Origin of the sequence: Streptomyces cyaneochromogenes, from assembly GCF_003963535.1 — a bacterium.
Classification (GTDB): domain Bacteria; phylum Actinomycetota; class Actinomycetes; order Streptomycetales; family Streptomycetaceae; genus Streptomyces; species Streptomyces shaanxiensis.
The window spans coordinates 1,873,346-1,892,095 of the sequence record NZ_CP034539.1 but is presented as its reverse complement, the minus strand read 5'-3'; the positions used below and the strand labels follow the sequence as shown (position 1 = coordinate 1,892,095).

The 18,750-nt window shown below is 69.8% G+C and carries 18 protein-coding genes; 17 read left to right on the top strand and 1 reads right to left on the bottom strand.

What is annotated here, in order from left to right; all coding sequences use genetic code 11:
• The first annotated feature begins 104 nt into the window (after window positions 1-104).
• The 4 genes from EJ357_RS08245 (at window position 105) to nusB (ending at window position 3,405) form a co-directional block, all read left to right on the top strand.
• The gene (locus tag EJ357_RS08245) at window positions 105-1,004 is read left to right on the top strand and encodes a Pro-rich N-terminal domain-containing protein (RefSeq protein ID WP_126390124.1); all 900 of its coding nucleotides are present in this window, start codon (window positions 105-107) and stop codon (window positions 1,002-1,004) included.
• Between the two features lie 239 nt (window positions 1,005-1,243).
• Window positions 1,244-2,350 carry an aminopeptidase P family protein gene (locus tag EJ357_RS08240; protein WP_126390122.1) on the top strand — a complete coding sequence of 369 codons (1,107 nt, stop codon included), beginning with the start codon at window positions 1,244-1,246 and terminating at the stop codon, window positions 2,348-2,350.
• A gap of 51 nt (window positions 2,351-2,401) precedes the next feature.
• The gene (gene efp, locus EJ357_RS08235; RefSeq protein ID WP_030048852.1) at window positions 2,402-2,968 is read left to right on the top strand and encodes an elongation factor P; all 567 of its coding nucleotides are present in this window, start codon (window positions 2,402-2,404) and stop codon (window positions 2,966-2,968) included.
• Window positions 2,969-2,970: 2 nt separating this feature from the next.
• A complete protein-coding gene (gene nusB, locus EJ357_RS08230) occupies window positions 2,971-3,405 on the top strand; it encodes a transcription antitermination factor NusB (protein WP_126390120.1) in 435 nt (144 codons plus the stop codon).
• Window positions 3,406-3,580: 175 nt separating this feature from the next.
• On the opposite strand, the gene bldD is transcribed toward nusB, so the two are convergent.
• Complete coding sequence (gene bldD, locus EJ357_RS08225; protein ID WP_019757325.1) at window positions 3,581-4,084, bottom strand: transcriptional regulator BldD; 504 nt, start codon at window positions 4,082-4,084, stop codon at window positions 3,581-3,583.
• Between the two features lie 253 nt (window positions 4,085-4,337).
• Between bldD and pyrR the strand changes: the two genes are divergently transcribed.
• The 13 genes from pyrR to metK all read left to right on the top strand — a co-directional run bounded on the left by pyrR (window position 4,338) and on the right by metK (window position 18,750).
• On the top strand, window positions 4,338-4,907 hold the full coding sequence (gene pyrR / locus EJ357_RS08220; RefSeq protein WP_126390118.1) for a bifunctional pyr operon transcriptional regulator/uracil phosphoribosyltransferase PyrR: 570 nt from the start codon (window positions 4,338-4,340) through the stop codon (window positions 4,905-4,907).
• Between the two features lie 104 nt (window positions 4,908-5,011).
• The gene (locus tag EJ357_RS08215) at window positions 5,012-5,989 is read left to right on the top strand and encodes an aspartate carbamoyltransferase catalytic subunit (protein ID WP_126390116.1); all 978 of its coding nucleotides are present in this window, start codon (window positions 5,012-5,014) and stop codon (window positions 5,987-5,989) included.
• Between the two features lie 5 nt (window positions 5,990-5,994).
• Entirely contained in the window at window positions 5,995-7,281 is a 1,287-nt protein-coding gene (locus EJ357_RS08210; RefSeq protein ID WP_126390114.1) for a dihydroorotase, read from the top strand.
• Complete coding sequence (locus tag EJ357_RS08205; RefSeq protein WP_126390112.1) at window positions 7,278-7,865, top strand: PH-like domain-containing protein; 588 nt, start codon at window positions 7,278-7,280, stop codon at window positions 7,863-7,865. Before EJ357_RS08210 ends, EJ357_RS08205 begins: the two co-directional genes overlap by 4 nt.
• Window positions 7,862-9,004, top strand: a complete 1,143-nt coding sequence (gene carA / locus EJ357_RS08200; protein WP_126390110.1) for a glutamine-hydrolyzing carbamoyl-phosphate synthase small subunit — start codon at window positions 7,862-7,864, stop codon at window positions 9,002-9,004. The genes EJ357_RS08205 and carA overlap by 4 nt, the downstream gene beginning before the upstream one ends.
• The gene (gene carB, locus EJ357_RS08195) at window positions 8,997-12,305 is read left to right on the top strand and encodes a carbamoyl-phosphate synthase large subunit (protein WP_126390108.1); all 3,309 of its coding nucleotides are present in this window, start codon (window positions 8,997-8,999) and stop codon (window positions 12,303-12,305) included. The genes carA and carB overlap by 8 nt, the downstream gene beginning before the upstream one ends.
• A 75-nt stretch (window positions 12,306-12,380) precedes the next feature.
• Complete coding sequence (locus EJ357_RS08190) at window positions 12,381-13,496, top strand: quinone-dependent dihydroorotate dehydrogenase (RefSeq protein WP_126390106.1); 1,116 nt, start codon at window positions 12,381-12,383, stop codon at window positions 13,494-13,496.
• Entirely contained in the window at window positions 13,493-14,338 is an 846-nt protein-coding gene (pyrF, locus tag EJ357_RS08185) for an orotidine-5'-phosphate decarboxylase (protein WP_175647338.1), read from the top strand. The genes EJ357_RS08190 and pyrF overlap by 4 nt, the downstream gene beginning before the upstream one ends.
• Window positions 14,339-14,658: 320 nt before the next feature.
• Complete coding sequence (locus EJ357_RS48850) at window positions 14,659-14,982, top strand: integration host factor (RefSeq protein WP_003977346.1); 324 nt, start codon at window positions 14,659-14,661, stop codon at window positions 14,980-14,982.
• A 59-nt stretch (window positions 14,983-15,041) separates the two neighbouring features.
• Window positions 15,042-15,599 carry a guanylate kinase gene (gene gmk, locus EJ357_RS48845; RefSeq protein ID WP_126390104.1) on the top strand — a complete coding sequence of 186 codons (558 nt, stop codon included), beginning with the start codon at window positions 15,042-15,044 and terminating at the stop codon, window positions 15,597-15,599.
• Window positions 15,600-15,683: 84 nt separating this feature from the next.
• Window positions 15,684-15,956 carry a DNA-directed RNA polymerase subunit omega gene (gene rpoZ / locus EJ357_RS08170; RefSeq protein WP_003988945.1) on the top strand — a complete coding sequence of 91 codons (273 nt, stop codon included), beginning with the start codon at window positions 15,684-15,686 and terminating at the stop codon, window positions 15,954-15,956.
• Window positions 15,957-16,099: 143 nt separating this feature from the next.
• Entirely contained in the window at window positions 16,100-17,302 is a 1,203-nt protein-coding gene (coaBC, locus tag EJ357_RS08165; protein WP_175647337.1) for a bifunctional phosphopantothenoylcysteine decarboxylase/phosphopantothenate--cysteine ligase CoaBC, read from the top strand.
• A 239-nt stretch (window positions 17,303-17,541) separates the two neighbouring features.
• Window positions 17,542-18,750 carry a methionine adenosyltransferase gene (gene metK, locus EJ357_RS08160; protein ID WP_126390102.1) on the top strand — a complete coding sequence of 403 codons (1,209 nt, stop codon included), beginning with the start codon at window positions 17,542-17,544 and terminating at the stop codon, window positions 18,748-18,750.

Genomic DNA, 18,750 nt, shown 5'->3' with positions numbered 1-18,750 from the left:
GTTCACCAATCGGCGGCCGGGGGCGGTACCGTTCGGTACCGAGCGGGGTTCGTGCCCTGCTGCCAGCGCCAATGGCCATGGAAGACGAGACGGAGTGGCACCGGATGCAGCACGCAGTGGGTTCTCCGCTGCCGCCGCCCCACCAGTCGGGGCACGGCTGGTCACCGGCCGCACAACACCCGGGTCCGCACCACCCGGGCGCGCACCAGGGACCCGCACCGCATCAGGGGCCCGCCCCGCACCTGGGATCCGCTCCCATGCCTCCGCCGCCTCCCGTACCGGGCCTGACACCCCCAGGCCCGGTCCCACCCGCGCCGCACCACGCTCCGGCCCCTGCTCCGCCGGGCCCGCCGGCCCCCGAGACCACCGGCCACGTCCAGCTGCCGCCGGGCGGCCCCGTCGCCATGCCGAGCACCCCGCCCGCCACGGCGTCCCCGGATCCGACGACCACGACCCTCGCGGTCCTGCTCATCGGGCCCGCCGGGGCCGGTAAGACGAGCGTCGCCAAGTACTGGGCGGACCACCGCCGGGTGCCCACGGCCCACATCAGCCTCGACGACGTACGCGAATGGGTCCGCTCGGGCTTCGCCGACCCCCAGTCCGGGTGGAACGACAATTCCGAGGCCCAGTACCGCCTGGCCCGCCGCACCTGCGGCTTCGCCGCGCGCAACTTCCTGGCCAACGGCATCTCGTGCATCCTCGACGACGCGGTCTTCCCCGACCGCCCGGTGGTCGGCCTCGGCGGCTGGAAGCGGCACGTGGGCCCAGGGCTGCTCCCGGTCGTCCTGCTCCCGGGCCTGGAGATCGTCCTGGAGCGCAACGCAGAACGCTCGGGCAACCGCCGCCTCACCGACGAGGAGGTCGCCCGCATCCACGGCCGCATGGCCGGCTGGTACGGCTCGGGCCTCCCGATCATCGACAACTCCCAACTCGACGTCCCACAGACCGCCCAGGTCCTCAACGACGTACTCTCAAGATCAATCGCCAGCCCGCCCACCTGGTAACCAAGGCGACCGGACGCCCCGGAGAGACGCGGGCCCGAGCTGGTAGCCGACGCGAGTCCAGCGCCCGAAGGGGCGCGGGGAACTGCGCGACAAGCCCCCACACACCCGCAGACGGCACCCAACCCGAAGCCGCAACCCGCCCCCCCCGAACGGCACCACCCCAACCCGCACAATCCAGGCACCGCCCACTCAGACGCCCTCAACCGGCGCCAACCCAGCGGAGCTCTTACGCTCGGGTCATGTCAGAGGTGTACGCCACCCGCCGATCCCGGCTGAGGGACCGCTGCCAAGCCAGCGGCAGCGCCACCGCGCTGATCTCCCGCCCCGCCAACGTCCGCTACCTCGCGGGCGCCGCCCCGCAGGGCTCCGCGCTGCTCCTCGGCAAGACCGAAGACCTGCTCGTATGCGTCGGCCCGCCCGACGACCGTTCCACCGAGGGCCGTCCCGACGAGGCCCTGCGGATCCACAACCTCCCCGGCGCCGAGGGCGACCCCGCCGTCGCCGCGGCCGACCTCGCGGCAGCGCAGGGCGGGGAGTCCCTGGCCGTGGAGGAACACCACCTCACCGTGGCCCGCCACAGAGCCATCCGCTCGGTCGTCCCGCGCCTGCGCCTCGCCGACCTCGGCGGAGCCGTGGAACAGCTGCGGGTGGTCAAGGACGAGGAGGAGATCTCCTGTCTCAGGATCGGGGCCGAGATCGCCGACCAGGCACTCGGGGAGCTCCTCGAATCCATCCTCGTCGGCCGCACCGAACGCCACCTCGCCCTGGAACTCGAACGGCGCCTGGTCGATCACGGCGCCGACGGCCCGGCCTTCCGCACCTCCGTCGCCACCGGCCCGAACGCCGGCCGACGTGCCCACCGGCCCACTGACCGCCGGGTCGAGGAGGGCGACTTCCTCTCCGTCTGCCTGGGGGCCACCTACCGCGGCTACCGGTGCGAGATCGGCCGTACCTTCGTCATCGGTACGTCTCCCGCCGACTGGCAGATCGAGTTGTACGACGTCGTCTTCGCCGCTCAGCGCGCCGGACGGGAGTCGCTGGCACCCGGCGCCGCCTACCGTGACGTCGACCGCGCCGCACGTCAGGTGCTGGATTCCGCCGGGTACCACGAGGGCCTGCCCGCCCTCACCGGCCATGGCGTCGGGCTCGAAATCGACGAGGACCCGCAGCTGGCTCCCGCGGCCATGGGTAAACTGGACGCTTGCGTGCCGGTCACCGTCGAACCGGGGGTCCACCTCCCGGGCCGGGGCGGTGTCCGGATCGATGACACGCTCGTCGTTCGCCCCGAGGCGGACGGCGGACCCGAGCTACTCACCATCACGACCAAGGAGCTGCTCGCCCTCTAGGCAGGTGCGTGCCCCGGGGTCGTCCACGTCAGTCCAGGAGATTCCGCAACCGTGGCTTCCACGAACGACCTCAAGAACGGCATGGTGCTCAAGCTCGAAGGCGGCCAGCTCTGGTCCGTCGTCGAGTTCCAGCACGTCAAGCCCGGCAAGGGCCCGGCCTTCGTGCGCACCAAGCTCAAGAACGTGCTGTCCGGGAAGGTCGTCGACAAGACCTTCAACGCCGGCGTCAAGGTCGAGACGGCCACTGTCGACAAGCGCGACATGCAGTTCTCCTACATGGACGGCGACTACTTCGTCTTCATGGACATGGAGACCTACGACCAGCTCATGGTCGACCGCAAGGCCGTCGGCGACGCCGCCAACTTCCTGATCGAGGGCTTCACCGCCACCGTCGCGCAGCACGAGGGCGAGGTGCTCTTCGTCGAGCTGCCGGCCGCCGTCGAGCTCGTCATCCAGGAGACCGAGCCGGGCGTCCAGGGCGACCGCTCCACCGGCGGCACCAAGCCCGCCACCCTGGAGACCGGTCACCAGATCCAGGTCCCGCTCTTCATCACCACCGGTGAGAAGATCAAGGTCGACACCCGCACCAGCGACTACCTCGGCCGGGTGAACAGCTAACCGTGGCTGCCCGCAACACGGCCCGCAAGCGCGCCTTCCAGATCCTCTTCGAGGGCGACCAGCGCGGCGCCGACGTCCTGACGGTCCTCGCGGACTGGATCCGGCTCTCCCGGGCCGACACCCGGCAGCCGCCGGTGAGCGAGTACACGATGCAGCTGGTCGAGGGGTACGCGCAGCATGCGAAGCGCATCGACGAGCTGATCGCGCAGTACTCGGTCGGCTGGACGCTCGACCGGATGCCGGTCGTGGACCGCAACATCCTGCGTCTCGGCGCGCACGAGCTGATCTGGGTCGACGAGACCCCGGACGCGGTCGTGCTCGACGAGATGGTGCAGCTGGCGAAGGAGTTCTCCACGGACGAGTCGCCCTCGTTCGTCAACGGTCTCCTCGGTCGGCTCAAGGACCTGAAGCCCTCGCTGCGCCGAGAGGAAGCGTAGAGGTCTTCGAAGACGCCGGAGGGCCCGCAGCATCGTCGCTGCGGGCCCTCCGGCGTCCTGTGCCACGGGGAACCCATCAGGCCCGCAGAACGCCGCCGGGGTGGCCGGAACCGCAAAGTTCCAGCCACCCCGGCGGCACGTTTCTGCTAAATCGGCCGAACCCGTTGCGGAGCGCTCAGCTCTCCTCGGCGTGGGTGACCGCGCGGCGCGCGTCCGCGTCCAGGACGCCCCAGCTGATCAGCTGTTCGGTCAGGACCGAGGGCGACTGGTCATAAATGACGGCGAGTGTGCGCAGGTCGTCCTGGCGGATCGAGAGCACCTTGCCGTTGTAGTCACCGCGCTGCGACTGGATGGTCGCGGCATAGCGCTGAAGGGGACCCGCCTTCTCGGCCGGCACGTGGGCAAGCCGCTCCAGGTCCAGGACCAGCTTCGGCGGCGGCTCGGCGGCGCCGCCCGGAGTGGTGCCCGGCAGCAGTTCCTGCACCGGAACGCCGTAGAAATCCGCCAGCTCGGCGAGGCGCTGCACGGTCACGGCGCGGTCGCCGCGCTCGTACGAACCGACCACGACGGCCTTCCAGCGTCCCTGGGACTTCTCCTCGACACCGTGAAGAGAAAGGCCCTGCTGGGTGCGGATGGCCCGGAGCTTGGCCCCGAGCTGTTTGGCGTATTCGCTGGACATATAGCTCCCCGGCACTGGGTCGACGCGACTGGCTTGGGTTCCATGCCGCGCGGTTGGTAACTCACTGTGAGGTTACGCAGCGTTACTCTGGCGCGTCAAGCCGAATGGTCCACACCGACTCTTCCGTGCTATCGGTGGCCGATTGGGCCAAGGGGGTGAACGGAGCCGCGCCGTCGGCCTGCTACCGTGGATGGCGCAAACCAGACGTCCTTTAAGGTCCGTCCCGTGAGGCGGAGAAGGAGGTCCTTTTCGTATGGACAGGCAGCAGGACACGCAAGCGTCCGACGCCAGGCCGGTTCTCGAAGGCCCTGACATCGCGCGGGTATTGACCCGCATCGCCCACGAGATCGTCGAACGCGCCAAGGGCGCCGACGACGTGGTACTCCTCGGCATTCCCACCCGAGGCGTCTTCCTCGCTCAGCGGCTCGCCGCCAAGCTCGAGGAGATCACCGACCGCAAGATCCCGGTCGGTTCGCTCGACATCACCATGTACCGCGACGACCTGCGCATGCACCCGCCGCGTGCGCTGGCCCGCACCGAGATCCCCGGTGACGGCATCGACGGCCGCCTGGTCGTCCTCGTCGACGACGTGCTCTTCTCCGGCCGCACCATCCGCGCCGCCCTCGACGCCCTGAACGACATCGGTCGTCCGCGCGCGGTCCAGCTGGCGGTCCTCGTCGACCGCGGCCACCGCGAACTGCCCATCCGCGCCGACTACGTCGGCAAGAACCTCCCCACGTCGTTGCGGGAGACGGTCAAGGTCCAGCTCGCCGAGGAGGACGGTCGGGACACCGTTCTGCTCGGTGCCAAGCAGACCCAGTAGCACGCGTAAGGCGTACGTCGCTGACGTACGCCCGCTCGGTGCGCCTCCACGCGCGCGTGCCGTCCGAATTCTCCTGACCTGAACTGCCTTACGGAGCCTGACAGATGCAGCGTCATCTCATCTCGGCCGCCGACCTCACCCGTGACGACGCCGTCCTGATCCTCGACACCGCCGAGGAGATGGCCCGGGTCGCCGACCGGCCGATCAAGAAGCTGCCGACCTTGCGCGGCCGCACCGTCGTGAACCTCTTCTTCGAGGACTCCACGCGCACGCGTATCTCCTTCGAGGCCGCCGAGAAGCGGCTGTCGGCGGACGTCATCAACTTCTCCGCCAAGGGGTCGAGCGTGTCCAAGGGCGAGTCCCTGAAGGACACCGCCCAGACCCTGGAGGCCATGGGTGTCGACGCCGTCGTCATCCGGCACGGCGCCTCCGGCGCGCCGTACCGCCTCGCCAACTCCGGCTGGATCGACGCGGCCGTCATCAACGCCGGCGACGGCACCCACCAGCACCCCACCCAGGCCCTGTTGGACGCCTTCACGATGCGGCGCCGGCTCGTCGGACGGGACGCGGGACTGGGCCAGGACCTCGCCGGCAAGCGCATCACGATCGTCGGCGACATCCTGCACGGCCGGGTCGCCCGCTCCAACGTCGACCTGCTGCACACCCTCGGCGCCGAGGTCACCCTCGTCGCGCCGCCGACCCTGGTGCCCGTCGGCGTCGAGACCTGGCCCTGCGAGGTGTCGTACGACCTCGACAGCACGCTCGCGAAGTCCGACGCGGTGATGATGCTGCGCGTGCAGCGCGAGCGGATGAACGCCGCGTTCTTCCCGACCGAGCGCGAGTACTCGCGGCGCTACGGCCTCGACGGCGACCGCATGGCCAAGATGCCCGAGCACGCCATCGTGATGCACCCCGGCCCGATGGTCCGCGGCATGGAGATCACCGCCGAGGTCGCCGACTCGGATCGCTGCACCGCCATCGAGCAGGTCGCAAACGGAGTGTCCATCCGGATGGCTGTCCTCTATCTGCTGCTCGGTGGAAACGAGCCCGCCGTCACCCACCCCCGTACCGAGGAGAAGTAAGACAGATGAGCAAGATCCTGATCCGTGGTGCGAAGGTGCTCGGCGGCGAGCCGCAGGACGTGCTGATCGACGGCGCGACCATCGCCGAGGTGGGGACCGGTCTGAGCGCCGAGGGCGCCCAGGTCGTCGAGGCGGCGGGCAAGGTGCTGCTGCCGGGCCTGGTCGACCTGCACACGCACCTGCGTGAGCCCGGACGCGAGGACTCCGAGACCGTGCTGACCGGCACGCGCGCGGCGGCCTCCGGCGGTTACACGGCCGTGTTCGCCATGGCCAACACCTTCCCGGTGGCCGACACCGCCGGTGTCGTCGAGCAGGTCTACCGTCTGGGCCGGGAGCACGGCTACTGCGACGTGCAGCCCATCGGCGCCGTGACCGTCGGCCTGGAGGGCAAGAAGCTCGCCGAGCTGGGCGCCATGCACGAGTCGGCCGCGGGCGTCACCGTCTTCTCCGACGACGGCAAGTGCGTCGACGACGCCGTGATCATGCGTCGGGCGCTGGAGTACGTGAAGGCCTTCGGCGGCGTCGTCGCCCAGCACGCGCAGGAGCCGCGGCTCACCGAGGGCGCCCAGATGAACGAGGGTGTCGTCTCGGCCGAGCTGGGGCTCGGCGGGTGGCCGGCGGTGGCCGAGGAGTCGATCATCGCCCGCGATGTCCTGCTCGCCGAGCACGTCGGTTCGCGGGTCCACATCTGCCACCTGTCGACCGCGGGCTCGGTGGAGATCGTGCGCTGGGCCAAGTCCCGCGGCATCGACGTCACCGCCGAGGTCACCCCGCACCACCTGCTCCTCACCGACGAGCTGGTCCGCAGCTACAACCCGGTCTACAAGGTGAACCCCCCGCTGCGCACCGAGCGTGACGTCATGGCGCTGCGCGAGGCGCTCGCCGACGGCACGATCGACATCGTCGCCACCGACCACGCCCCGCACCCGCACGAGGACAAGGACTGCGAGTGGGCCGCGGCCGCCATGGGGATGGTCGGCCTGGAGACCGCGCTGTCGGTGGTGCAGGAGACCATGGTGGACACCGGGCTCCTCACCTGGGCCGGGGTCGCCGAGCGCATGTCCTTCAAGCCCGCCGAGATCGGGCAGGCGCAGGGGCACGGCCGTCCCGTCTCGGCTGGTGAGCCCGCCAACCTCACGCTCGTCGACACGGAATACCGTGGGTCCGTGGACCCCGCGGGCTTCGCCTCGCGCAGCCGCAACACTCCGTACGAGGGGCGTGAGCTGCCGGGCCGTGTGACGCACACGTGGCTCCGGGGCAAGGCCACGCTCGTCGACGGGAAGCTCACGTGACACCTGCAACACTGCTCGCAGCCGGCACCGGACTCGCGGCCGAACAGAAGTCGGCCGAAGTGACCGACTGGGCCGCCCGCGTCGGCTGGGTCGTCGGACTCCTCCTCTTCGTCGCGCTCGTCTACTGGCTGATGCGCGAGGGATGGAAGTGGCGCGGCACGCTCCAGGGCGACCTGCCCGAGCTGCCCAGCGCGCCGGACGACCTCGGCCCGGCGAGACTGAGCATGAGCGGCCGCTACCACGGCTCGACCACCGCCGGTCAGTGGCTGGACCGCATCGTGGCGCACGGCCTCGGCACCCGCAGCCGGGTCGAGCTCACGCTGACCGACGCGGGACTGGACGTCGTACGCCCCGGCGCGACCGACTTCTTCGTCCCGGCCGCGCAGCTGCGCGAGGCCCGGCTCGACAAGGGCATCGCCGGCAAGGTCCTGACCGAGGGCGGACTGCTCGTGGTGACCTGGGCACACGGCGAACGACTGATCGACTCAGGGTTCCGCTCGGACCACGCGGCGGAGCACAACGAGTGGGTCGACGTCATTAACTCCATGATCAACACCAACAGCACGGAAGGCGCCGAACGATGACGACCTCCACAAGGGGAGCCGCAAGGGTTCCCGCCGTACTCGTCCTCGAGGACGGCCGGATCTTCCGCGGCCGCGCCTACGGGGCCGTGGGGGTGACCTTCGGCGAGGCCGTGTTCTCCACCGGCATGACCGGCTACCAGGAGACCCTCACCGACCCTTCGTACCACCGCCAGGTCGTCGTGATGACCGCCCCGCACGTCGGCAACACCGGCGTCAACGACGAGGACCCGGAGAGCAAGCAGATCTGGGTCGCCGGATACGTCGTGCGTGACCCCGCGCGCGTGCCGTCCAACTGGCGCGCCAAGCGCTCGCTGGACGACGAGCTCCGCCACCAGGGCGTCGTCGGGATCTCCGGCATCGACACCCGCGCGCTGACGCGTCACCTGCGTGAGCGCGGCGCCATGCGCGTCGGCATCTTCTCCGGCAACGCGCTGCCCGACGAGGGCACCATGCTCGCCGAGGTCCGCCAGGCCCCCGAGATGAAGGGCGCCGACCTCTCCGCCGAGGTCGCCACCAAGGAGACGTACGTCGTCCCGGCGATCGGCGAGAAGAGGTTCACCGTCGCCGCCGTCGACCTCGGCATCAAGGGCATGACCCCGCACCGTATGGCCGAGCGCGGCATCGAGGTGCACGTGCTTCCGGCCACGGCCACCGCCGACGACGTGTACGCCGTGAACCCCGACGGCGTGTTCTTCTCCAACGGCCCCGGCGACCCGGCCACCGCCGACCACCCGGTCTCCGTGATGCGGGCGGTCCTCGAGCGCGGCACCCCGCTCTTCGGCATCTGCTTCGGCAACCAGATCCTGGGCCGGGCGCTCGGCTTCGGCACCTACAAGCTCAAGTACGGCCACCGGGGCATCAACCAGCCGGTGCAGGACCGCACGACCGGCAAGGTCGAGGTCACCGCGCACAACCACGGCTTCGCCGTGGACGCCCCGCTCGACAAGGTCTCCGACACCCCCTACGGCCGCGCCGAGGTCTCCCACGTCTGCCTCAACGACAACGTGGTCGAGGGCCTGCAGCTCCTCGACCGGCCGGCCTTCAGCGTCCAGTACCACCCCGAAGCGGCAGCGGGCCCGCACGACGCCGCCTACCTGTTCGACCGCTTCGTATCCCTGATGGAGGGCCAGCGTGCCTAAGCGCACCGATATCCAGTCCGTCCTGGTCATCGGCTCCGGCCCGATCGTCATCGGCCAGGCCGCCGAGTTCGACTACTCCGGCACCCAGGCGTGCCGCATCCTGCGCGCCGAGGGCCTGCGGGTCATCCTCGTCAACTCCAACCCGGCGACGATCATGACCGACCCGGAGATCGCCGACGCCACCTACGTCGAGCCGATCACCCCCGAGTTCGTCGAGAAGATCATCGCCAAGGAGCGCCCGGACGCGCTTCTGCCGACCCTGGGCGGCCAGACGGCCCTCAACACGGCGATCTCGCTGAACGAGGCCGGCACCCTCGAGAAGTACGGCGTCGAGCTGATCGGCGCCAACGTCGAGGCCATCAACAAGGGCGAGGACCGCGACCTCTTCAAGGAGGTCGTCGAGGCCGTCCGCGAGAAGATCGGGCACGGCGAGTCCGCCCGCTCGGTCATCTGCCACTCCATGGAGGACGTCCTCGCGGGCGTCGAGACGCTCGGCGGCTACCCGGTCGTCGTCCGCCCCTCCTTCACCATGGGCGGCGCCGGCTCCGGCTTCGCGCACGACGAGGAGGAACTGCGCCGCATCGCCGGCCAGGGCCTGACCCTGTCTCCCACCACCGAGGTGCTCCTGGAGGAGTCCATCCTCGGCTGGAAGGAGTACGAGCTGGAGCTGATGCGCGACAAGCACGACAACGTCGTGGTCGTCTGCTCCATCGAGAACTTCGACCCGATGGGCGTGCACACCGGTGACTCGATCACCGTGGCGCCCGCGATGACGCTGACCGACCGCGAGTACCAGATCCTGCGCGACATCGGCATCGCCGTCATCCGCGAGGTCGGCGTCGACACCGGCGGCTGCAACATCCAGTTCGCGGTGAACCCGGACGACGGCCGCGTCATCGTCATCGAGATGAACCCGCGCGTGTCGCGCTCCTCGGCCCTCGCCTCCAAGGCGACCGGCTTCCCGATCGCCAAGATCGCCGCCAAGCTCGCCGTCGGCTACACCCTCGACGAGATCCCGAACGACATCACGCAGGAGACCCCGGCCTCCTTCGAGCCGACGCTCGACTACGTGGTCGTGAAGGCCCCGCGGTTCGCCTTCGAGAAGTTCCCGCAGGCCGACTCCACGCTGACCACCACCATGAAGTCGGTCGGCGAGGCCATGGCCATCGGCCGCAACTTCACCGAGGCCTTCCAGAAGGCGCTGCGCTCACTGGAGAAGAAGGGCAGCCAGTTCACGTTCGTCGGCGAGCCCGGCGACAAGGCCGAGCTGCTGCGCGAGGCCGTACGGCCCACCGACGGCCGGATCAACGCCGTCATGCAGGCCATCCGCGCGGGGGCCACGCCGGAGGAGGTCTTCGAGTACACGAAGATCGACCCCTGGTTCGTCGACCAGCTCTTCCTCATCAAGGAGATCGCCGACGAGCTCGCCGAGGCCCCGGAGCTCACCCCCGACCTGCTGGCCGAGGCCAAGCGGCACGGCTTCTCCGACCAGCAGATCGGCGAGATCCGCGGTCTGCGCGAGGACGTCGTGCGCGAGGTCCGGCACGCGCTCGGCATCCGCCCGGTCTACAAGACGGTCGACACCTGCGCCGCCGAGTTCGCCGCGAAGACGCCGTACTTCTACTCCTCCTACGACGAGGAGACCGAGGTCGCACAGCGTGAGAAGCCCGCGGTGATCATCCTGGGCTCCGGCCCGAACCGCATCGGCCAGGGCATCGAGTTCGACTACTCCTGCGTCCACGCCTCCTTCGCGCTGAGCGACGCCGGGTACGAGACCGTGATGGTCAACTGCAACCCGGAGACCGTCTCCACGGACTACGACACCTCCGACCGTCTGTACTTCGAGCCGCTGACGCTGGAAGACGTGCTGGAGATCGTCCACGCGGAGTCGCTGGCCGGCCCGATCGCGGGTGTCGTGGTACAGCTGGGCGGACAGACGCCGCTGGGTCTGTCGCAGGCGCTGAAGGACAACGGCGTGCCGATCGTGGGCACTTCGCCGGAGGCGATCCACGCGGCCGAGGACCGGGGCGCGTTCGGCCGTGTCCTCGCGGAGGCCGGCCTCCCGGCCCCCAAGCACGGCACCGCCACCACCTTCGCCGAGGCCAAGGCCATCGCCGACGAGATCGGCTACCCGGTCCTGGTGCGGCCGTCGTACGTCCTCGGCGGGCGCGGCATGGAGATCGTCTACGACGAGACGCGGCTGTCGTCCTACATCGCCGAGTCGACCGAGATCAGCCCCTCGCGACCGGTGCTGGTCGACCGCTTCCTCGACGACGCGATCGAGATCGACGTCGACGCGCTCTACGACGGCGAGGAGCTCTACCTCGGCGGCGTCATGGAGCACATCGAGGAGGCCGGCATCCACTCCGGCGACTCGGCGTGCGCCCTGCCGCCGATCACGCTGGGCGGCTTCGACATCAAGCGGCTCAGGGCTTCCACGGAGGCCATCGCTCGCGGCGTCGGGGTGCGCGGCCTGATCAACATCCAGTTCGCGATGGCCGGCGACATCCTGTACGTCCTGGAGGCCAACCCGCGCGCGTCCCGTACGGTCCCCTTCACCTCGAAGGCGACCGCGGTGCCGCTGGCGAAGGCCGCCGCCCGCATCTCGCTGGGCGCGACCATCGCCGAGCTGCGGGCGGAGGGCCTGCTTCCGGCGACCGGCGACGGCGGTGAGCTGCCGCTCGACGCGCCGATCTCCGTCAAGGAGGCCGTCATGCCGTGGTCCCGCTTCCGGGACATCCACGGCCGCGGCGTCGACACCGTCCTCGGCCCGGAGATGCGCTCCACGGGTGAGGTCATGGGCATCGACTCGGTCTTCGGCACGGCGTACGCCAAGTCGCAGGCCGGCGCCTACGGGCCGCTGCCGACCAAGGGCCGCGCCTTCATCTCGGTCGCCAACCGCGACAAGCGCTCGATGATCTTCCCGGCCCGCGAACTCGTCGCCCACGGCTTCGAGTTGCTCGCCACGTCCGGCACGGCCGAGGTGCTCAAGCGCAACGGCATCAACGCCACGGTTGTGCGCAAGCAGTCCGAGGGCACCGGCCCGAACGGCGAGAAGACCATCGTCCAGCTCATCCACGACGGCGAGGTCGACCTCATCGTCAACACGCCGTACGGCACCGGCGGCCGTCTCGACGGCTACGACATCCGTACGGCGGCCGTGGCGCGGTCGGTCCCGTGCCTGACGACGGTCCAGGCACTCGCCGCCGCCGTCCAGGGCATCGACGCCCTCAACCACGGCGATGTGGGCGTCCGTTCGCTCCAGGAACACGCGGAACACCTGACCGCGGCCCGCGACTAGCAGCCGAAGAGGGGGACACCGGAAACGGTGTCCCCCTCTTCATGGGGCTCACCGAGGCTTCAAGAGGACACCGACATGTACAAGCTTTTCTTCCGTCTGGTTTTCAAACGGATGGACCCGGAGCAGGCCCACTACCTGGCCTTCCGCTGGATCCGCCTCGCCGTCCGCATCCCCGTGCTGCGCACGTTCGTCGCGGCCGCACTCGCGCCCCGCTACGAGGAACTGCGTACCGAGGCCTTCGGCCTGCGCATGCACGGGCCCTTCGGGCTCGCCGCCGGCTTCGACAAGAACGCGGTCGCGATCGACGGGATGTCGATGCTCGGCTTCGACCACGTCGAGATCGGCACGGTCACCGGGGAGGCCCAGTCCGGCAACCCCAAGAAGCGGTTGTTCCGCCTTGTGAAGGACCGGGCGCTGATCAACCGCATGGGCTTCAACAACGACGGCTCGCTGGCCGTGGCGGCCCGCCTGGCGTCCCGTGAGCCGGTCTTCAGGACCGTCGTGGGCGTCAACATCGGCAAGACCAAGGTCGTCCCGGAGGAGGAGGCCGCGGGCGACTACGTGAAGTCGACGGAGCGGCTGGCGCCCTACGCCGACTACCTGGTGGTCAACGTCTCCTCGCCCAACACGCCCGGCCTGCGCAACCTTCAGGCCACCGAGGCGCTGCGCCCCCTCCTGACGGCCGTCCGCGAGGCCGCCGACCGTACGGTGACCGGCCGTCGCGTCCCGCTCCTCGTGAAGATCGCGCCCGACCTCGCCGACGAGGACGTGGACGCGGTCGCCGACCTGGCCGTGGAGCTGGGCCTGGACGGGATCATCGCCACGAACACGACCATCGCGCGCGAGGGTCTCGGTTTGAAATCCGAACCTACCCTGGTCAAGGAGACCGGTGGTCTCTCCGGAGCGCCCCTGAAGGCGCGCTCCCTGGAGGTGCTGAGGCGCCTGTACGCGCGCGTGGGCGACCGGATCACCCTCGTGGGCGTCGGGGGCGTCGAGAACGCCGAGGACGCCTGGCAGCGCATCCTGGCGGGCGCCACGCTGGTCCAGGGATACAGCGCCTTCATCTACGAGGGTCCCTTCTGGGGCCGCGCCATCCACAAGGGCCTCGCGGCCCGCCTGCGCACCAGCCCGTACGCCACCCTCGCCGACGCGGTCGGCGCCGACGTCAGGAAGGCAAGGAAGACCGCATGAGTGCTCTGGAACCCTTTGGTACCCGCCTGCGCCGGGCCATGGACGAGCGCGGCCCGCTGTGCGTCGGCATCGACCCGCATGCGTCCCTGCTGGCCGAATGGGGCCTGAACGACGACGTGGCCGGCCTGGAGCGGTTCAGCCGCACGGTCGTCGAGGCGATGGCCGACCGGGTCGCCGTACTCAAGCCGCAGAGCGCGTTCTTCGAGCGCTTCGGGTCGCGCGGTGTCGCGGTCCTGGAGAGGTCGGTCTCGGAGGCGCGGGCGGCCGGGGCGCTGGTGGTGATGGACGCCAAGCGCGGCGACATCGGCTCGACCATGGCCGCGTACGCCGAGTCCTTCCTCCACAAGGACTCCCCGCTGTTCTCGGACGCGCTGACCGTCTCGCCGTACCTCGGCTACGGCTCGCTGTCCCCGGCCGTCGCGCTGGCCCGGGAGAGCGGAACGGGCCTGTTCGTGCTCGCGCTGACCTCGAACCCGGAGGGCGGCGAGGTCCAGCACGCGGTCCGCAGAGACGGCCGCGACGTCGGTGCGACGATTCTGGCGCACCTGGCGGCCGAGAACGTGGGGGAGGAGCCGCTCGGTTCCTTCGGGGCGGTCGTCGGCGCCACGCTCGGCGACCTGTCGACGTACGACCTCGACATCAACGGTCCTCTCCTCGCGCCCGGTATCGGGGCCCAGGGCGCCACGCCGTCCGATCTTCGCCGGGTCTTCGGTGCCGTGGTGGGCAATGTCGTGCCGAACGTCAGCCGGGGTGTGCTCAGGCACGGGCCCGACGTCGTCGCGCTGCGTGAGGCCGCGTCACGCTTCGCCGAGGAGATCCGGGCGGCTGTGACGGTCGACTGACCGCCGTCAGGGACGTTCGACCCGTCGCGGGAGACCTCCGATGAGTGACTCGAAGCCGACTTGAGTCTGAATACATCCTCAAATCCGGGGCATTATGTCCTAAATGTCCGGCCTGACGGAGGCTGACCAGGACTTTTCCGCTGTTCTCGCTGACTCTGGCGGACTTGCCCGCTAGTCTCCGACGGGTGGGGGCACCTCCCGCACCCATTAGGTAGTGGGGGTGAACGGGCAAGCGTGTTGCTCGTAGCTCCCCAGGTGTGGGGCGACTAGGTTCCTCACCGGTCCGTATCCGACAGTTCGACATCCGAGGTGACGTAGGCGTGGCTCTTCCGCCCCTTACCCCTGAACAGCGCGCAGCCGCGCTCGAAAAGGCCGCCGCGGCTCGCCGGGAGCGGGCCGAGGTCAAGAATCGACTCAAGCACTCCGGCGCCTCCCTGCACGAGGTCATCAAGCAGGGCCAGGAGAACGACGTCATCGGCAAGATGAAGGTCTCCGCCCTGCTCGAGTCCCTGCCGGGCGTGGGCAAGGTCCGCGCCAAGCAGATCATGGAGCGACTCGGCATCTCCGAGAGCCGCCGCGTTCGTGGCCTCGGTTCGAATCAGATCGCTTCCCTGGAGCGTGAGTTCGGCAGCACCGGCTCCTGAGTCCGGGTGCTCCGGACCGGGAGTCCCGGGCACTCCGGGATTGCTGGAATAATCGCTGCATGAGTGAACGTCCGCGGCTGACCGTGCTCTCCGGCCCCTCCGGGGTCGGCAAGAGCACGGTCGTCGCCCATATGCGCAAGGAACACCCCGAGGTCTGGCTCTCGGTGTCGGCGACGACCCGCAAGCCCCGCCCCGGCGAGCGGCACGGAGTCCACTACTTCTTCGTCACCGACGAGGAGATGGACAAGCTGATCGCCAACGGCGAGCTGCTGGAGTGGGCCGAGTTCGCCGGCAACCGCTACGGCACTCCGCGTGCGGCCGTGCTGGAGCGGCTGGAGGCGGGTGAGCCCGTGCTGCTGGAGATCGACCTCCAGGGCGCGCGGCAGGTCCGCGAGTCCATGGCGGAGGCCCAACTGGTGTTCCTGGCCCCTCCCTCCTGGGAGGAGCTCGTGCGCAGACTCACCGGACGGGGCACCGAGCCGCCCGAGGTGATCGAACGCCGCCTCGACGCGGCGAAGATCGAGCTGGCGGCCGAGCCGGAGTTCGATGTGACCTTGGTCAACACCTCCGTCGAGGACGTGGCCCGCGAGCTGCTAGCCTTGATGGACGTTGTGTGATCGTGACTGATCGTCCAAGCTTGATCATTTCGGTCGGGCCTGATCAGTCGCACTGAATCTTTCCCATCCATCGGAAGGTAGAGCGTGTCCTCTTCCATCTCCGCGCCCGAGGGCATCATCAACCCGCCGATCGACGAGCTCCTCGAGGCCACCGACTCGAAGTACAGCCTCGTGATCTACGCGGCCAAGCGGGCCCGCCAGATCAACGCGTACTACTCGCAGCTCGGCGAGGGCCTCCTCGAGTACGTCGGTCCTCTCGTGGACACCCACGTCCACGAGAAGCCGCTCTCGATCGCCCTGCGCGAGATCAACGCGGGTCTGCTGACGTCCGAGGCCGTAGAGGGCCCGGCGCAGTAAGTACGATTTACAGCTTGCAGCTGACTTTTCCACAGGCCCGGCAGCGCGACTGCCGGGCCTGTGGTTCTGTCGGGGGTGTGTGGGGGTCGCCCCCCGCAGTGATGCAGTGTGGAGTCGTACGTTGCCGAGTCCGGGGAGAGACGGTGGACAAGCCGAAGGTCGTTCTGGGGGTCAGTGGCGGCATCGCCGCGTACAAGGCCTGTGAGCTGCTGCGCAGACTCACGGAGTCCGGCCATGACGTCCGGGTCGTGCCCACCGCCTCCGCGCTGCACTTCGTCGGCGCCGCCACCTGGTCCGCCCTGTCCGGCCACCCCGTCTCGACGGAGGTCTGGGAGGACGTCCACGAGGTCCCGCACGTCCGCATCGGCCAGCAGGCCGACCTGGTGGTCGTCGCCCCGGCCACGGCCGACATGCTCGCCAAGGCCGCGCACGGCCTCGCCGACGACCTGCTGACCAACACCCTGCTCACCGCACGCTGTCCGGTGGTCTTCGCCCCGGCCATGCACACCGAGATGTGGGAGCACCCGGCCACCCAGGAGAACGTGGCGACGCTGCGCCGACGCGGCGCGGTGGTCATCGAGCCCGCCGTCGGCCGCCTCACCGGCGTCGACACCGGCAAGGGCCGGCTGCCCGAGCCGGCCGAGATCTTCGAGGTCTGCCGCCGTGTGCTGGCCCGGGGCGTCACCGAGCCGGACCTCGCGGGCCGGCACGTCGTCGTGAGCGCCGGCGGCACGCGCGAGCCCCTCGACCCGGTCCGCTTCCTCGGCAACCGCTCCTCCGGCAAGCAGGGCTACGCCCTCGCCCGCACCGCCGCCGCCCGGGGCGCCCGTGTCACGCTGATCGCGGCCAACACCGGGCTGCCCGACCCGGCGGGTGTGGACGTCGTGCAGGTCGGCACGGCCGTACAGCTGCGGGAGGCGGTCCTCAAGGCGGCAGCGGACGCCGACGCGGTGGTCATGGCGGCGGCGGTCGCGGACTTCCGACCGGCGACCTACGCCACCGGAAAGATCAAGAAGAAGGGCGACCAGGAGCCGGAGCCCGTCGTCCTGGTGCGGAATCCGGACATCCTCGCGGAGATCTCGACCGACCGGGCCCGCTCCGGCCAGGTGATCGTCGGATTCGCCGCCGAGACGGACGACGTCCTGGCCAACGGCCGCAAGAAGCTGGAGCGCAAGGGATGCGACTTCCTCGTGGTGAACGAGGTGGGCGAGCGCAAGACCTTCGGCTCCGAGGAGAACGAGGCGGTCGTCCTGGGCGCCGACGGCACCGAGACACCCGTACCGTACGGGCCCAAGGAAGCGCTGGCCGAAACCGTATGGGACCTGGTGACGCGGCAATGGGAGTGAATGTTTGATGCCCCGCGAGCCTCGGTCGGGCCTCGCCCGATTCGGGTGTGGCGACCCTGGCCAAGGGCGCGTGACATTGGGCAGAATGCCCGTGCCGCAGGTCACAGCGCTCCCGAGAGGCGAGACAGGGGGTCCGTGGCCGAGCGCGACAGATAAACTGTCCTCGGACGACGCCGGGCGCAGCCCCCGCCGCGTCCACAAATGATCAGCCAGCAGCCGCTGCAACCCCAGGGAGCGTTGTGTCCCGTCGCCTGTTCACCTCGGAGTCCGTGACCGAGGGTCACCCCGACAAGATCGCTGACCAGATCAGCGACGCCATTCTCGACGCGCTTCTGCGCGAGGACCCGACGTCCCGGGTCGCCGTCGAGACCCTGATCACGACCGGCCTGGTGCACGTGGCCGGAGAGGTCACGACCAAGACGTACGCGGACATCGCGACGCTGGTCCGCAACAAGATCCTCGAGATCGGCTACGACTCCTCGAAGAAGGGCTTCGACGGCGCCTCCTGCGGTGTCTCGGTCTCGATCGGCTCGCAGTCGCCGGACATCGCGCAGGGCGTGGACACGGCGTACGAGTCCCGGGTGGAGGGTGACGAGGACGAGCTGGACCGCCAGGGCGCCGGTGACCAGGGCCTGATGTTCGGCTACGCGACGGACGAGACGCCCACGCTGATGCCGCTGCCGATCTTCCTGGCGCACCGCCTGTCCAAGCGCCTGTCCGAGGTCCGCAAGAACGGCACGATCCCCTACCTGCGCCCGGACGGCAAGACGCAGGTCACCATCGAGTACGACGGTGACAAGGCGGTCCGCCTGGACACGGTGGTCGTCTCCTCGCAGCACGCGAGCGACATCGACCTGGACTCGCTCCTCGCCCCCGACATCCGGGAGTTCGTGGTCGAGCCCGAGCTGAAGGCCCTGCTCGACGAGGGCATCAAGCTCGACACCGACGGCTACCGCCTGCTGGTGAACCCGACCGGCCGCTTCGAGATCGGCGGTCCGATGGGTGACGCGGGCCTGACCGGCCGGAAGATCATCATCGACACGTACGGCGGCATGGCCCGCCACGGCGGTGGCGCGTTCTCCGGCAAGGACCCGTCCAAGGTGGACCGTTCGGCGGCGTACGCGATGCGCTGGGTCGCCAAGAACGTCGTCGCGGCGGGCCTGGCCTCGCGCTGCGAGGTTCAGGTGGCGTACGCGATCGGCAAGGCCGAGCCGGTCGGCCTGTTCGTCGAGACCTTCGGCACGGCCAAGGTCGAGACCGAGAAGATCGAGAAGGCCATCGACGAGGTCTTCGACCTCCGCCCGGCCGCGATCATCCGCGACCTTGACCTGCTGCGCCCGATCTACGCCCAGACGGCGGCCTACGGTCACTTCGGCCGTGAGCTGCCGGAGTTCACGTGGGAGCGGACGGACCGGGTTGAGGAGCTGCGCAAGGCGGCGGGGCTGTAA